Source organism: uncultured Tateyamaria sp., from assembly GCF_947503465.1.
Classification (GTDB): Bacteria; Pseudomonadota; Alphaproteobacteria; order Rhodobacterales; family Rhodobacteraceae; genus Tateyamaria.
The window spans coordinates 299568-313058 of the sequence record NZ_CANNDN010000003.1; the positions used below are offsets into that span (position 1 = coordinate 299568).

16 protein-coding genes are annotated in these 13491 nt (G+C 60.3%); 10 read left to right on the forward strand and 6 right to left on the reverse strand.

Translation table 11 applies throughout. The features are described 5' to 3' along the window. Positions 1-25 precede the first annotated feature (25 nt). Positions 26-307: a YggT family protein gene (locus tag Q0844_RS17335; protein WP_299047466.1), complete on the reverse strand. Its 282-nt coding sequence runs from the start codon at positions 305-307 to the stop codon at positions 26-28. A 125-nt stretch (positions 308-432) separates the two neighbouring features. Here Q0844_RS17335 and Q0844_RS17340 point away from each other — a divergent pair, with 125 nt between their 5' ends. The 5 genes from Q0844_RS17340 (at position 433) to Q0844_RS17360 (ending at position 4863) form a co-directional block, all read left to right on the forward strand. Next, positions 433-999, forward strand: a complete 567-nt coding sequence (locus tag Q0844_RS17340) for an acyl-CoA thioesterase (RefSeq protein WP_299047467.1) — start codon at positions 433-435, stop codon at positions 997-999. A 67-nt stretch (positions 1000-1066) separates the two neighbouring features. Next, on the forward strand, positions 1067-2464 hold the full coding sequence (locus Q0844_RS17345; RefSeq protein WP_299047468.1) for an MFS transporter: 1398 nt from the start codon (positions 1067-1069) through the stop codon (positions 2462-2464). After that, complete coding sequence (mepA, locus tag Q0844_RS17350) at positions 2434-3363, forward strand: penicillin-insensitive murein endopeptidase (RefSeq protein WP_299047471.1); 930 nt, start codon at positions 2434-2436, stop codon at positions 3361-3363. The genes Q0844_RS17345 and mepA overlap by 31 nt, the downstream gene beginning before the upstream one ends. Further along, positions 3336-4169, forward strand: coding sequence for an esterase-like activity of phytase family protein (locus tag Q0844_RS17355; RefSeq protein WP_299047474.1), 834 nt, complete (start codon positions 3336-3338; stop codon positions 4167-4169). The genes mepA and Q0844_RS17355 overlap by 28 nt, the downstream gene beginning before the upstream one ends. 64 nt (positions 4170-4233) lie before the next feature. Further along, positions 4234-4863, forward strand: coding sequence for a queuosine precursor transporter (locus Q0844_RS17360; RefSeq protein WP_299047477.1), 630 nt, complete (start codon positions 4234-4236; stop codon positions 4861-4863). A 225-nt stretch (positions 4864-5088) separates the two neighbouring features. Here Q0844_RS17360 and Q0844_RS17365 read toward each other — a convergent pair whose 3' ends face one another. Next, on the reverse strand, positions 5089-5478 hold the full coding sequence (locus tag Q0844_RS17365; RefSeq protein ID WP_299047479.1) for an STAS/SEC14 domain-containing protein: 390 nt from the start codon (positions 5476-5478) through the stop codon (positions 5089-5091). Positions 5479-5556: 78 nt separating this feature from the next. Here Q0844_RS17365 and arfB point away from each other — a divergent pair, with 78 nt between their 5' ends. Next, complete coding sequence (gene arfB, locus Q0844_RS17370; protein ID WP_299047482.1) at positions 5557-5979, forward strand: alternative ribosome rescue aminoacyl-tRNA hydrolase ArfB; 423 nt, start codon at positions 5557-5559, stop codon at positions 5977-5979. A 4-nt stretch (positions 5980-5983) separates the two neighbouring features. Here the strand turns inward: arfB and Q0844_RS17375 are convergent, their stop codons facing one another. Beyond that, positions 5984-6163 carry a hypothetical protein gene (locus tag Q0844_RS17375; protein ID WP_299047485.1) on the reverse strand — a complete coding sequence of 60 codons (180 nt, stop codon included), beginning with the start codon at positions 6161-6163 and terminating at the stop codon, positions 5984-5986. Between the two features lie 266 nt (positions 6164-6429). On the opposite strand from Q0844_RS17375, the gene Q0844_RS17380 reads away from it, so the two are divergent. After that, a complete protein-coding gene (locus Q0844_RS17380) occupies positions 6430-7548 on the forward strand; it encodes a Fic family protein (protein ID WP_299047488.1) in 1119 nt (372 codons plus the stop codon). On the opposite strand, the gene pncB is transcribed toward Q0844_RS17380, so the two are convergent. Both pncB and pncA read right to left on the reverse strand, forming a co-directional pair. Beyond that, positions 7545-8837, reverse strand: a complete 1293-nt coding sequence (gene pncB / locus Q0844_RS17385) for a nicotinate phosphoribosyltransferase (protein WP_299047492.1) — start codon at positions 8835-8837, stop codon at positions 7545-7547. The two genes, Q0844_RS17380 and pncB, sit on opposite strands and share 4 nt — an antisense overlap. Positions 8838-8908: 71 nt before the next feature. Continuing rightward, positions 8909-9505, reverse strand: a complete 597-nt coding sequence (gene pncA / locus Q0844_RS17390; protein ID WP_299047496.1) for a bifunctional nicotinamidase/pyrazinamidase — start codon at positions 9503-9505, stop codon at positions 8909-8911. Positions 9506-9626: 121 nt separating this feature from the next. Here pncA and Q0844_RS17395 point away from each other — a divergent pair, with 121 nt between their 5' ends. Continuing rightward, positions 9627-10052: a hypothetical protein gene (locus tag Q0844_RS17395; protein WP_299047499.1), complete on the forward strand. Its 426-nt coding sequence runs from the start codon at positions 9627-9629 to the stop codon at positions 10050-10052. 31 nt (positions 10053-10083) lie between these two features. After that, positions 10084-11007: a rhodanese-related sulfurtransferase gene (locus Q0844_RS17400; RefSeq protein WP_299047501.1), complete on the forward strand. Its 924-nt coding sequence runs from the start codon at positions 10084-10086 to the stop codon at positions 11005-11007. 237 nt (positions 11008-11244) lie between these two features. Here the strand turns inward: Q0844_RS17400 and Q0844_RS17405 are convergent, their stop codons facing one another. Beyond that, on the reverse strand, positions 11245-12459 hold the full coding sequence (locus Q0844_RS17405) for an MFS transporter (protein WP_299047503.1): 1215 nt from the start codon (positions 12457-12459) through the stop codon (positions 11245-11247). A gap of 123 nt (positions 12460-12582) precedes the next feature. Between Q0844_RS17405 and Q0844_RS17410 the strand changes: the two genes are divergently transcribed. After that, entirely contained in the window at positions 12583-13422 is an 840-nt protein-coding gene (locus Q0844_RS17410; RefSeq protein WP_299047505.1) for a flagellar motor protein MotB, read from the forward strand. Positions 13423-13491: the final 69 nt, after the last annotated feature.

A 13491-nucleotide genomic window follows, 5' to 3' on the forward strand; every position in this document is an offset into this window, starting at 1 on the left:
TTTAACAGGCCGTGAACAAGAGGGATCAGAAGAAGATGGCAGGCAAGATGATGCTGCGCAGCGCGATCACGATGACAAAGGCCACAAGCGGGGCAAGGTCCAGCGGATGCGTGTCCGGCATGAACCGCCGTATGGGCTGATAGATCGGTTCCAACAGCTTGTTCAGCCCGGTCCAGATCGACGCCACCAGTTGCTGATGCAGGTTCAGTACGTTGAAGTTGATCAGCCAGCTCATGATGATGTGCACGATCATGATCACGTAGACGACGCTCAGTATCAGATCGAGCAGTTGATAGATCACCAGCATGGGCAGGGTCCTTTGTTGTTCCGCATCAGACCTAGGCCGAACACCCATGTGGCGCAAGGTCACGGGGGCCGGGCCATTGAACTTTCGCTGCGGTGCCGCAAGTAAAGCACCAAGGAGTTAAGTCCATGTTTCCATTCGTTCGCCTTGCCAAAGAGATGGTCATTGCCCGCGGCCAAGCGCCATTGGGCCTGACGGATTTGCATGTCACGCAGCACCGTGTGTGGCCGTGGGACCTGGATGGTTTCATGGAGCTGAACAACGGGCGCGCCCTGACATTGTATGATCTGGGCCGTCTGGGTCTGGGCCAGCGCGCCGGGTTGATCGAGGTGCTGAAAGCGAACCGCTGGGGGCTGACCATGGCCGGATCGTCCGTGCGGTATCGCCGCCGCCTGCATGCCTTCCAAAAGTTTGAGATGCGCAGCCGCGCGGTGTGCTGGGATGACAAGTTCACCTATCTGGAACAGTCCATGTGGAAGCCGGATGGTGAGTGCGCGAGCCACGTGCTCTACCGCTCTGCCGTGACGGACAAGAACGGGATTGTGCCACCGTCCAAGGTGCTGGCCGCCATGGGGCAGGACGCGGTGTCGCCGCCTATCCCTGACTGGATCGCCGCCTGGATCAAGGCCGAGGCACAGCGCCCGTGGCCGCCCATGCAGGACGCGCAAGCGCCGCACCTGAAGTCAGTGGCGTAAAACCTTACCTTGCCACAACGCCCCCGGCCTGCTTTGGTCGCCCCAACAAAAAGACGGGGACGGGGCCATGGCAGAGATCAGCCTGAAAAAACGCATATGGGGGTGGATGGCCTTTGATTGGGCCACGCAGCCGTTTTACACGCTTGGTCTGACGTTCATCTTTGGCCCCTATTTTGCAGCCGTATCGCTGGGATATTTCGAGACCCAGACCAGCGACCCGGACGCGGCCCGCGCCTCAAGCCAGGCCTTGTGGTTCTGGGGGTCGACCATTGCGGGCATGTTCATTGCCTTTACCGCCCCCCTGATCGGGGCCTATGCCGACAGCACCGGGCGGCGCATGCCGTGGATATGGATGTTTACCTTCATCTATGTCGCCATGACGGCAGCGCTGTGGTGGACCTTGCCGGACGCGTCGACCCTGTTTCTGATCCTGATTGCCTTCAACGTCGCCCTGATCGCGGCAGAGTTCATGCTGATTTTTGTCAATGCGATCCTGCCCTCCCTTGGTGACAAGGAAGAGGTTGGCAGGATATCGGGCAATGGGGCTGCGTTGGGCTATTGGGGCGGTGTCGTATCGCTTTTCATCATGCTTTGTTTGCTGGCCGAAAACGAAAGCGGCAAGACGTTGATCGGGCTTGATCCGCTCTTTGGCCTTGATGCCACCGCGCGCGAGGGCACGCGGTCCGTCGGCCCCTTTATCGCAGTGTGGTTTGCCGTGTTCATGATCCCGTTCTTTCTGTGGGTGCGCGAACCCCGGCAGGCCAATCGCACGGGTGGCGTGTCCGAGGCCTTTGCCGACCTCAAGCAATCGCTGAAAGGCGCGTTGAAACGCCGGTCTCTCTTGAACTTTCTGGTGTCTTCGATGTTCTACCGGGATGCGCTGAACGCGCTTTATTCGGCGGGCGGTGTCTATGCCACGCTGATCCTGGGGTGGAGCATTATCCAGATTGGTGTGTTCGGTATCGTGGGTGCGATCACCGCCGCGATTGCCACGCAGATCGGCGGCATCTTTGACAGCCGTCTTGGCCCGAAACCCATCATCAAGTTCTGCTGTTTCGTCTTGATCGGCGTCACGCTGGTCATTGTCGGGATGAAGCGCACCAGCATCTTCGGCATCATTGCGCTGCCCGAAGGGTCGGCCGTCCCGGACATCATTTTCTACGTCTGCGGCGCGGCCATCGGCGGCGCGGGTGGCGCGATCTATGCCGCGTCGCGGTCCATGATGGTGCGCCATACCCACCCGGAACGCCCGACCGAGGCCTTTGGCCTGTTTGCCCTGTCCGGCAAGGCCACCGCCTTTCTGGCGCCGATGATGATCGCCCTTTTCTCGACCATGACAGGCAGCGCACAATTGGGGTATATTCCGGTCATCGCCCTGTTCATCCTTGGCCTGTATCTGTTGCGTTTCGTACACCCCGAAGGAGACCACGCCCAATGGTCAAAATCCGACGTTCCCTTACCCTGATTGCCGCCTTTCTGCTGTGCGCCTGCACCAGCGGGGCGGGCACCGATATTGATGGCACACCAACGCCGGACGTGGATCCGGCGACATTGCAGAACGTCGCCAAGGGCCAGTTCGGGGCAAAGCGCCGGGCGTCGGCCCAGGCCGCCGCGCCCCTTGGCGGTTATGCGCGCGGCTGTCTGGCGGGCGGCGTACAACTGGCCGAAACCGGACCCACCTGGCAAGCCATGCGCCTGTCGCGCAACCGCAATTGGGGGCATCCCGAACTGGTGGATTATGTGCAGGACCTGAGCCGCGCCGCCGCTCAGCAGCCCGGTTGGTCCGGCTTGTACGTCGGTGACATGAGCCAGCCGCGTGGCGGGCCGATGCTGACCGGGCACCGCAGCCATCAGATCGGTCTGGATGCCGACATCTGGATGTTGCCCGCCCGCAACCTGACCCTGAGCGCGGCAGACCGGGAGAACATCAGCTCAATATCCACCCGTCGCGCCTCGGGTGCTTACGTGAATTCCAACTGGACCCGCGCCCATCACGAGATCATCAAGGCCGCCGCCAGCGATGCACGCACGGCCCGCATCTTTGTCTTTCCGGGCGCCAAGGTGCAGATGTGCAAGGATGAAAAGGGCGATCGCGCGTGGCTGCGCAAGGTCCGGCCGTGGTGGGGGCATCACTACCATTTCCACGTCCGCCTGAACTGCCCCCGAGGTGCCCGCGGCTGTGTCGATCAGAACCCGCCACCCCCCGGAGACGGCTGTGCCGATGCGCAGGACTGGGTCAACAACATCCTGAACCCGCCGCCACCTGCCCCGCGTGATCCCAACGCCCCGGCCCCGAAACCGCGCCGCGACTTGCGTGTTGGAGACTTGCCGCAACAATGCTCTGGCGTTCTGGCCTCGCGCTGATCCTATGCGCCACCGCTGCCCTGTCTGATCCACTGACGTTTGTCTGGCGGACGGCACTGGACGCGGACTTGCCGCGCTTTGGGGGATTTTCGGCGATAGAAATGCAAACGCAGGATGCCGCTATTGTCCTGTCGGACCGTGGCAGTGCCTTTGCATTTTCGATCGACCGGCGCGCGCGGCACGTCGCTGCCCGGCCCGTTGGCATCGCCTGGGCGGATCGCGATACCGAGGGGCTCGCCTGGGCCAACGGCCAGCTGTTCTTCAGTTTTGAGGGGCCTGCCGAAGTGGGCCGATCCAACGGACGCGTGCTGCCGCGTGCACCGAGTTACAGGGAGTTTCCACAAAATGGCGGGTTCGAAGCGCTGGCCGGGACGCCTGACGGGATACTCTATGCCATTCCTGAACGCCCGGCGTCCAATAGCGCGCGCATACCGGTGCTGCAGCTGAATTCGGGTCGCTGGTCCGTGTTGACCCATCTGCCGTCGCTTGACGGATTTTCACCGGTGGGAGCAGACCTTGGTCCAGACGGATATCTCTATCTTCTGCTGCGGTCATTCTCGCCGGTTGGGTTTCGCAGTCAGGTTGCGCGGCTTGATCCAAGTGATCCGACGGGATCGTTCACACCCCTTTTGACCACGGCCCTTGGCGCGTACGGAAACCTTGAAGGGCTGGCTGTCTGGCAATCGCAGTCGGGGGCAACGTGCCTGACCATGGTGTCTGACAACAATTTCTTGTCTCTGCAACGCAGCGAACTGGTCGAATACGCCCTCACGGAAACACTTGCGGGCGGGGCGACCTGCGACTAAGAGGCGCTCGTCCGGCATGTCGCCGGACCAAGTCGCCGCAACCTTGCTAAAACGGGCACCAGATATGACACGCGCACACCTTCCCGGCATTCTTGCCATGGCCATTATCGTTGTGGCATCGAACATCCTTGTCCAGTTCCTGTTTGGAAACTGGCTGACCTGGGGGGCATTCACATACCCTCTGGCCTTCCTGGTCACCGACATCATGAACCGGGTTTACGGCGCGGGCCCTGCACGCACGGTTGTGTTTGTCGGCTTTATCGTGGGGGTCTTCTGCTCTCTCGTCGGGACACAGATCATGGGCGAATTCGGCCCGCTCGTGACCTTCCGCATTGCCATCGGCTCGGGCCTTGCCTTTCTGACCGCGCAATTGCTGGATGTCGGCATCTTTTCGGCGCTGCGCCGTGGCGCGTGGTGGAAAGCGCCGCTGGCCTCGACCGTCATCGGCAGTTCCGTGGACACCGCCATCTTCTTCACCATCGCGTTCTCGGGCGCGCTGACCTGGCTGGAACCGGGCAATGACGTATCTTGGGCCGGCGAGGTTCTGCCGCTTCTGGGCGTGGGTCCGCTGGTACCGCTGTGGGTCTCGCTCGCGACTGCGGACTGGATGGTCAAGCTGACCCTTGCGCTTATTGCATTGGCACCCTTCCGCTGGGTGACGGCCCGCGCGGGCGGCCCTGCTGAAATTCGTTGACATTCGCAGGCGCTGTGCCACCATCCAAAGTGAATTCAACAAATCGGAAGGAGGTGATCCAGTGTCGAGAAAGGTATTGGAGAGAGGTGTCGGAACAGCTTGGGGGGTCGCCTGCTAAGGCAAACCTACGCGGTGCAGACCGCCAAGTTGGTCGGTTGATCTAACCGGCACAACCTCCGAAACATTTCGAGAAGGGCCGCCCATAACAGGCGGCCCTTTTTCGTATCAGGCGGCCACCGCCTCGGCGTCCAGCGACCGCCATGCGGCAATTTCCGTATCGTGGGTTTCGGCCTTGACCGGCATGATTTTGGCCATGGACTCGATCAGGTCCTCGGCGCTGTCCGGCGCGCCGACCACGACGTACCGGCGCACGTTCGTAATGGATTTGAACCGGCTTTTCAGGGCCTCCCAACTCCATGTCGCGCCAGTTTCCGCGCCATCGTAGCGGTCAAAGATCAGCAACATGTCGACCTTGTCGTCGTGACTGTCGAACGCGTGGTTCATCGTCTCGGCCATCGCCTCCATGTCCTCGTGGGTTACCTTGTTGGTGATGCGAAATGCATACAGGTCAGGGCGCGATGTCTTCACTTGGGTGATACTGTTCGTCGTCAGCATGTTCATCCTCCGAAATTTCTGTGCGATTGGGAAGGGAACGCACTGGCGTGGGCCCGTGTTCCCGCCTTATCAAGGGCCATGCTGCGGATTAACGACGACATCACCCTTCAGGACTGGGAACTGAACGAACAATTCGTGCGCGCCTCGGGTCCCGGCGGGCAGAACGTCAACAAGGTGGCAACGGCAGTGGAACTGCGGTTCGAGGCGCAGCGATCACCATCCCTGCCCGGTCCCGTCAAAACCCGGCTCAAGCGGCTGGCAGGCCGTCGGTGGACCACCGAGGGCGCCCTGATCATTCAATGTGACGAAACCCGCAGTCAGGCCCGCAACCGCGACATCGCACGTCAAAGGTTGGCCGACCTGATCCGCAAGGCGCTGGTCAAGCCCAAACGCCGGATCGCGACCAAACCCACGCTGGGATCGAAAAAGCGCCGGCTCAAGGCCAAGAAGGAACGAGGAGAGGTCAAGGCCCTGCGCGGACGCGTGGGGCCCGACGAATAGCGGATCAGCCCAGCGACAGCAGATCGACCATCGCCCGTTGCGACGTGGACCCGTCATGGTCGGGCGCGATCGGCGAAAAGCCCAACGGCGCGGTGTCGCTGCGCGTGACATGATGGGTTGAGCCACCGCAAGCTGCGGCAGTGGTCAAGGCGGCCAAAACAAGGAAGAACTGAAGTCGTTTCATGTATCTGCTCGATAGGTATTTGCCTGTTATTGTTCACAACATGACAGGCAATATGGGCAGGATTGGGGCGATTGTTCGTGAATTTAAGACATTTTTCCAGAGCAGATCATCTGCCGTGGGAAAGGTGTTGAATGCCAATTTAATGAATTGAATCAACGTTCTAAATTTTTTCTGGGCGAGGTTCAAAAACGTGCAATATTGACCGACAGACGCCGCTGATGTAAAGAAAACGGGAAAATCTTTACATCAGGGACGTGGGGCGCTCAATGTCGGACAGAACTGAATCCATCACTGGTAGCTTGCCCGAACCCACGTACAAGATCCCGACTTTGCCACCTGCATTTGATTTCGAAAGCAGGCGCATCCTGCGCGCGCTGAAAGATGCGCACAGATGGCTGGCGCTGTTAGACGGTAAGGCGGAAATTATTCCAAACCAAGGTATCCTGATTGACACTTTGGCACTACAGGAGGCGGCGGCCAGTTCAGAGATCGAGAACATCGTCACGACGCAGGATGAACTCTTTCAGACAAACGCGACGCGGCAGATTTTCCCAAGCTCCGCAGCAAAAGAAGTCGCCCTGTACAACGAAGCATTGCGCCATGGCTTTGCTGATATGTTGAACCAGCAAGGCGTTCTTTCGACAAACTGCATCATCGGCATGTTTCAGACCATCAAGAGAACGACAGGAGAGTTCCGACAGACACCCGGAACCGTTCTCAAAAACGACCAGACCCAAGAGATCGTGTTCGTTCCTCCGCAATCGAGAATTGAGATTGTTGAAGCCATGGGACAACTCGAAGCATTCATGAACGAAGAGTTACGAGAGGACATTGATCCGCTCGTGGCCATGGCGGTGATTCATCATCAATTCGAAAGCATTCATCCATTCCCAGACGGAAATGGGCGAATTGGGCGTATTATCAACGTGTTGTACCTATGCAAGATGGGCTATCTCAGAATCCCGATCCTCTACCTAAGCCGGTACATCGTCCGCAACAAGATCGAGTACTACAGGCTACTTCAAGCTGTCCGAGACGAGGGCTTGTGGGAGGACTGGACTGTTTTCATCATCAAAGGTGTCGCCGAAACGGCCAAGGAAACATCTGAGTTGGTCTCAAAAATGAAGACGCTGATGGATGTATTCAAGCAGCGCCTCAAGGACGAGACGAAACTCTACAGTCATGAGTTGGTCAACAATATGTTCCGCCACCCGTACACCCGCATTGAATATGTCATGGATGAAGTTGGTGTCAGCCGCCCAACCGCTGGTCGCTACCTCGAGCAAGTCTGCGACATCGGCCTGCTTCAGAAACTGTCGATCAAGAGGAACAACTACTATGTAAACACCGCGCTGATTGAACTGCTGATCAGCGACGAAGCCTAAACCACGACCTCGACCCGGTCTTGCGCTCCAACCCCGAACACGCGCTTGTAGCGCTCAATCTCAGCCTCCGGTCCCATGGCCTTGTTGGGGTTATCCGACAGCTTCACTGTCGGTCGCCCGTTCGCCGACACGGCCTTGCACACAAGCGAAAAGGGCGCCAACCGGTCTGCGTCCGTCAGGCCCTTGAAGTCATTGGTCAGCATCGTGCCCCAGCCAAAGGACACCTTGACCCGACCCGCGAATTGTTGGTGCAGTTCGACGATCTTGTCCGCGTCCAGCCCGTCCGAGAAGATCACCAGCTTGTCGCGTGGATCCTCGCCCCGATCCTGCCACCACTTGATGGCCACCTCGGCCCCGGTGGCCGGATCGCCGCTGTCGATGCGGATCCCGGTCCAGCCCGCCAGCCAGTCGGGCGCGCGATCCAGGAACCCTTCGGTGCCGTAGGTGTCGGGCAGGATGATGCGCAGATTGCCGTCATGCTCGTCATGCCAATCGCTCAGAACATCATAGGGGGCCTGCGCCAGCGCCTCGTCCGTTTCCGCCAGGGCCGAATAGACCATGGGCAATTCATGCGCATTGGTTCCGATGGCTTCCAGATCGCGGTTCTTGGCAATCAGGCAATTGGATGTGCCTGCGAACTGATCGCCCAGCCCCTCGCCCATCGCTTGCACGCACCAGTCCTGCCACAAGAAGGAATGCCGCCGACGCGTGCCGAAATCCGCCACGCGCAGCCCTTCATGCCCTTTCAGCCGTTCGATCTTTTCCCACAGCTTTGTCATCGCCCGGGCATAAAGCACCTGCAACTCGAACCGGCCCATCTCGTTCAGGACCGCCCGCCCGCGCAGCTCCATCAGCACCGACAGGGCCGGAATTTCCCACAGCATCACCTCGGGCCACGCCCCTTCGAAGGTCAGCTCGTATTGGTCACCTGTCCGCTCCAGATGGTAGGCCGGCAGGCGCAGCGTCTCGAACCAATCCATGAATTCGGGTGTGAACATCTGCCGCTTGCCATAGAACGTATTGCCGCGCATCCACGTGCTTTCCCCACGGCGCAGCGACAGGGACCGGATATGGTCCAACTGCTCGCGCAACTCGCCCTCGTCGATCAGCTTGGCCAGCGGCACGTGTGTCGATCGGTTGATCAGCGAAAACGTCACCTGCGTGTCCGGCTTGTTGCGAAACACAGACTGGCACATCAGCAGCTTGTAGAAATCCGTATCGATCAGCGACCGCACGATGGGGTCGATCTTCCATTTATGGTTCCAGACACGGGTGGCGATATCGACCATGGGCAGGCTTCCTTGAACGGCTTGTACCGTTGTGCCCAATCAGGCGGACAGGGGCAAGTCAGGCCCCAATGTCAAACAAGCGTGACACCCGCGGCTGTCATCCCCGATTGCGCGGCCGCAAGCGAACCATCGAGGTCGATGGCCCGGCACAGGTCCATCCGCACATCCACCTTGAACCCCAGCTTGGCCGCATCCACGGCAGAGAAGTTGACGCAGAAATCGGTGGCAAGCCCCACCATCGTCAGGTCCTTAATCCCACGCGTGCGCAGATACCCGTCCAACCCCGTCGGGGTCGTGTGATCGTTCTCAAAGAACGCGGAATAGCTGTCGATGGCCGGACGGTACCCCTTGCGCACGATCATATCCGCCCGGTCCGTGTTCAGATGGTCATGAAACAGCGCCCCGTCCGTCCCCTGAATACAGTGATCCGGCCACAGCACCTGCGGACCATAAGGCATCTCGATCATTTCATACGCTGCGTTGCCCGCATGTGACGACGCAAAGGACGAATGCCCCGCCGGGTGCCAGTCCTGCGTCAGCACCACCGCCTCGACCTCCGCCATCAGCGCATTGATGCCCGCAACAATCTCATCCCCGCCGGGCACGGCCAGCGCGCCACCGGGGCAAAAGTCATTCTGGACGTCGATCACGATCAGGGCGCGGGTCATGGGAAGCCTCCGGCTGGGATTGGTGCAGTTTACGGGGGCCGCAGCCCAAGGTGAAGCGCATTCGATTTTGCCGCTTCGCCGTTTCGTGCGATAAACAGGACAGTTTCAGCCGATGGTACACATGGACAAGCCCGACATCACATCCTGCACCTTACGTGAAAGTGCCTGGATATTTGACGTCTACGACTGTCCCGATGGGGAAACACTTTTCCGCGCCGAAGCTTTGGCCACAACCTGGACCGAGCCAATGTTCATGTGGCAGCTTTTGCTTTGGGGTGCCGCCGGGTGGGTCACATTTTGGATCATGCGCGAGCTTTGGCAACACATCCTGTGGAGCAGTCGGTTCTGGTTTCAGGCCGTGGTGCTTGTCGGCGGCACACCCGTCATCCTGTTCTTGGCGCTGTGGTTCATGAATGCGCCTTACAACCTTGCCCGCCATGGATTGCAGTTGACCCACGGGGAATCGATCGGCGTCACGCTTGCGGTCTGGTCGATGGTCATGGGCTGGCTTTTCTTCAAGGCATCGCAACGATCAGGCAAAGGTTGAAGCACGCGGTATCAACGCGTATCTGCCCCGCATGTTCACAATCGCCGCCCTCTACCACTTTACACGGTTCGAAGACCCTGCTGCCCTCAAGGGTCCGCTGGCGGCCCTGTGCTGTGGTCAGGACGTGAAGGGCACGCTGCTCCTGGCCCCCGAGGGGATCAACGGGACCATCGCGGGCCCGCGTGCGGGCGTTGATGCGGTGCTGGCCCATATCCGCGCATTGCCGGGCTGCGCCGATCTGGACTGGAAGGAAAGCACCAGTGCCACGCCCCCCTTCGGCAAGATGAAGGTGCGCCTGAAGCGCGAGATCGTGACCATGGGTCAGCCCGATGTCGATCCCGCCGCGCGTGTCGGCCACTATGTAGAGCCCGCTGACTGGAATGACCTGATCAAACGCGAGGATGTCGCCGTCATCGACACCCGCAACGACTATGAGGTAGCCATCGGCACCTTTGACGGCGCGATTGATCCCGCCACCCGCAGCTTTGGCGAGTTTCCCGCATGGTGGGAGGCGAACAAGCATCGCTTTCATGGGCAAAAGGTGGCGATGTTCTGTACCGGCGGCATCCGCTGCGAGAAATCCACGAACTACCTGCTCGGTCAGGGGGTGGAGGATGTGTTCCATCTCAAGGGCGGCATTCTGAAATATCTCGAAGAGGTGCCCGCCGCGCGCAGCACGTGGCGCGGCGATTGCTTTGTCTTTGACGGGCGCGTGAGTGTCGGGCACGCGTTGAAGGTCGGTCCGCACCAACTCTGCCATGCTTGCCGCCGCCCGATCTTGCCTGCGGATATGGACAGGCCAGCATATGAAGCCGGGGTCAGCTGCCATCACTGCGTGGACGAGACCAGCACCGAGGACAAGGCCCGCTTTCGCGAGCGCCAGAAGCAGATCGAACTGGCCCGCGCCCGGGGCGAGGATCACCTGAGCGGACCGATGGTGCCGGACAAGGGCTGACGGGAGCAAAGCCCATCCTCCTCACACACTCCGCGGCGTTAACCCTTTCTTCAGACTTGGCACCGTACGCAGCGTTAACCCTGCTTTCCCCGCGATTTCGTGCACGCGCGGTGCACGGGTTGTGCACGCCCGGTGTACGGGTTGTGACCCGGCCCCGGCCCTTATCTGCAAGGTGTTAACGCGGGGCTGTCGCATGTTGGCGTTTCAACATGCCGACCCGTTGCGCGTACGGTCGTCTCATGCGGGTTGCAGGGCCCGCCTGGGCCGTGTCCGCATCAGCAGCCACACCATGATGGCGATGTTCAGCCCGTTCCACGCGATCCCGTTCCAGAACGCCATCCGGTAGCTGCCCGTCACGTCATAGACCCAGCCCGACATCCAACCGCCCAGCGCCATGCCCATGATCGTTGCCATCATCACAAATCCGACCCGCGCACCGGCCTCGCGCGCAGGCATGTATTCACGCACGATTATGGCATAGCTGGGCACGATCCCGCCCTGGCTGAGCCCAAAGATCAGGCTGACCACATAAAGCGAAACGAGCGCGTCCGAGGGCAGGTACAGCACCAGCGCAATGCATTGCAGGACAGACCCCAGCAACAGCGTTTTCACTCCCCCCAGCCGGTCGGCCAACAGCCCGGATACAAGGCGCGATCCAACCCCGCCAAGCAGCATCAATGCCAGCATCTCTGCCCCGACCGCGGGCCCGTAGCCAAGGTCGACGCAATAGCTGACGATGTGCACCTGCGGCATGGACATCGCCACGCAGCACCCGACACCTGCAAGGCCCAACAGCCATGCCAGGGCGCGCGGCGGCAGGCCCACGGATGCCGCATTGCCGGACGATACCGCTTCGGCCATTTGGTGAGCGGTATCAGGAACTTGGCGGCGCAGCGTAAAGGCCAGCGGGATCACGACAATCAGGGTGACGACCGCCAGAACGGCATAGGCTGTGCGCCATCCCTGCGTTTCCAGAATATCGGCCAGCAGGATGGGCCAGATCGCGCCCGACAGATAGTTCCCGCTGGCGGCGATCGCCACCGCGATCCCGCGCCGTTTCAGGAACCAGTGCGAAATGTCCGCAATCAGCGGCCCGAACCCGACCGAGGTTCCAAAGCCCACCAGCAGCTGCGCCAGCGACAGGCCAAGGATCGACCCGCTGGCCATCGCCAACCCGTACCCGGCCGCGATGCCAACCGCGCATACCACCAGAACGCGACTGACCCCCCAGGTGTCCACGGCCCGTCCAATGGCAAAGTTGCCAATGGCAAAGCCCACCATGGTCAGCGTGTAGGGCATGCTGGCTGCGGCCCGGGTCACGCCGAACTCTGCCTCGACCGCGGGCATGATCACAATGATGGCCCACATGCCGACATTGGCGACCATCGCGATCAGCAAGGTCAGCCCAAGGCGCATCCAGGAATAGGTACTGTCGTGAGCGGTGGTCGTCATACCGGCATCTGCGCACCCGGCGTGACGCGACGCAAGCAAGTTGCTGACAATTCGAAGTGTTAATCCTGCCGTAACAGGCCTCATGCTAGCCCTGTTCCCGGGTGAAAAACTGAGGTGTGGGATATGAGCGTGCAAGCCAATGCGCGGCCAATCATCATCAAGAGGAAGAAGGTTGTCGGCGGTGGTGGTCACCATGGCGGTGCCTGGAAAGTGGCCTATGCGGATTTTGTGACCGCGATGATGGCCTTCTTCATGTTGATGTGGCTGCTGAATGCGACGACCGAAAAACAGCGCAAGGGCATCGCGGATTACTTTTCTCCGACCATTCCGATCAACCGGGTATCGGGCGGCGGCGACGGCAGCTTTGGCGGCGACAGCGTGTTCTCTGAAGTCACGTTGCCCCAGAACGGTACAGGCGCCTCGTCTCAGCGGCCCACCGAATCCAAGCAGGCGCGTGGCGAGACCGGCGCAACCGACACCGGTGATCTGACGGCAGAGCAGGAAGAAGTGTTCAAATCTGTCGAGGCCAGACTTTTGGGCAAGGGCGGCGAGACCAAGGTCATGGACAATGACCTGCAACACATCGTGACCCGCATCACGGATGAAGGTCTGGTGATCGAACTGTTTGCGCTGGAAGATACGCCACTGTTTGTCGAAGGGACGGACACGCCGACACCGCTGTTGCGTGATCTGTCGCGCCTGATTGCTGATGCCACCCGCACCGTCAAGAACAACGTCGCTGTCGAAGGGCATGTGCCGGCGCAGCCCATCGTGATTGCCGAACGCGCGACATGGCAAAGTTCCGTGGCGCGCGCGAATGCGATGCGGGTCTTGCTGGAACAGACTGGTGTTGATTCCCAACGCATTGCACGCGTCACGGGCCACGCGGATCGCGAACCGGCGGTCAGAAATCCGATGGCAGTACGCAACAACCGCATCGAGATTATCTTTCTTCGGGACTGACCCGCCGGAATAGCTTGGATTTTATCTGTTAGCCCGGCGTTAAGGCGGCACACCTATCTGTTGGCTCAA

Excerpts from the sequence above, each read along its gene's own strand:
- Q0844_RS17375 (WP_299047485.1), bottom strand. The coding sequence starts at position 6,163 with ATGAAACGACTTCAGTTCTTCCTTGTTTTGGCCGCCTTGACCACTGCC.
- pncA (WP_299047496.1), bottom strand. The coding sequence starts at position 9,505 with ATGACCCGCGCCCTGATCGTGATCGACGTCCAGAATGACTTTTGCCCC.
- Q0844_RS17360 (WP_299047477.1), top strand. The coding sequence starts at position 4,234 with ATGACACGCGCACACCTTCCCGGCATTCTTGCCATGGCCATTATCGTT.
- pncB (WP_299047492.1), bottom strand. The coding sequence starts at position 8,837 with ATGGTCGATATCGCCACCCGTGTCTGGAACCATAAATGGAAGATCGAC.
- Q0844_RS17345 (WP_299047468.1), top strand. The coding sequence starts at position 1,067 with ATGGCAGAGATCAGCCTGAAAAAACGCATATGGGGGTGGATGGCCTTT.
- Q0844_RS17340 (WP_299047467.1), top strand. The coding sequence starts at position 433 with ATGTTTCCATTCGTTCGCCTTGCCAAAGAGATGGTCATTGCCCGCGGC.
- mepA (WP_299047471.1), top strand. The coding sequence starts at position 2,434 with ATGGTCAAAATCCGACGTTCCCTTACCCTGATTGCCGCCTTTCTGCTG.
- Q0844_RS17405 (WP_299047503.1), bottom strand. The coding sequence starts at position 12,459 with ATGACGACCACCGCTCACGACAGTACCTATTCCTGGATGCGCCTTGGG.
- Q0844_RS17395 (WP_299047499.1), top strand. The coding sequence starts at position 9,627 with ATGGACAAGCCCGACATCACATCCTGCACCTTACGTGAAAGTGCCTGG.
- Q0844_RS17380 (WP_299047488.1), top strand. The coding sequence starts at position 6,430 with ATGTCGGACAGAACTGAATCCATCACTGGTAGCTTGCCCGAACCCACG.
- Q0844_RS17355 (WP_299047474.1), top strand. The coding sequence starts at position 3,336 with ATGCTCTGGCGTTCTGGCCTCGCGCTGATCCTATGCGCCACCGCTGCC.
- Q0844_RS17400 (WP_299047501.1), top strand. The coding sequence starts at position 10,084 with ATGTTCACAATCGCCGCCCTCTACCACTTTACACGGTTCGAAGACCCT.
- Q0844_RS17335 (WP_299047466.1), bottom strand. The coding sequence starts at position 307 with ATGCTGGTGATCTATCAACTGCTCGATCTGATACTGAGCGTCGTCTAC.
- arfB (WP_299047482.1), top strand. The coding sequence starts at position 5,557 with ATGCTGCGGATTAACGACGACATCACCCTTCAGGACTGGGAACTGAAC.
- Q0844_RS17410 (WP_299047505.1), top strand. The coding sequence starts at position 12,583 with ATGAGCGTGCAAGCCAATGCGCGGCCAATCATCATCAAGAGGAAGAAG.
- Q0844_RS17365 (WP_299047479.1), bottom strand. The coding sequence starts at position 5,478 with ATGCTGACGACGAACAGTATCACCCAAGTGAAGACATCGCGCCCTGAC.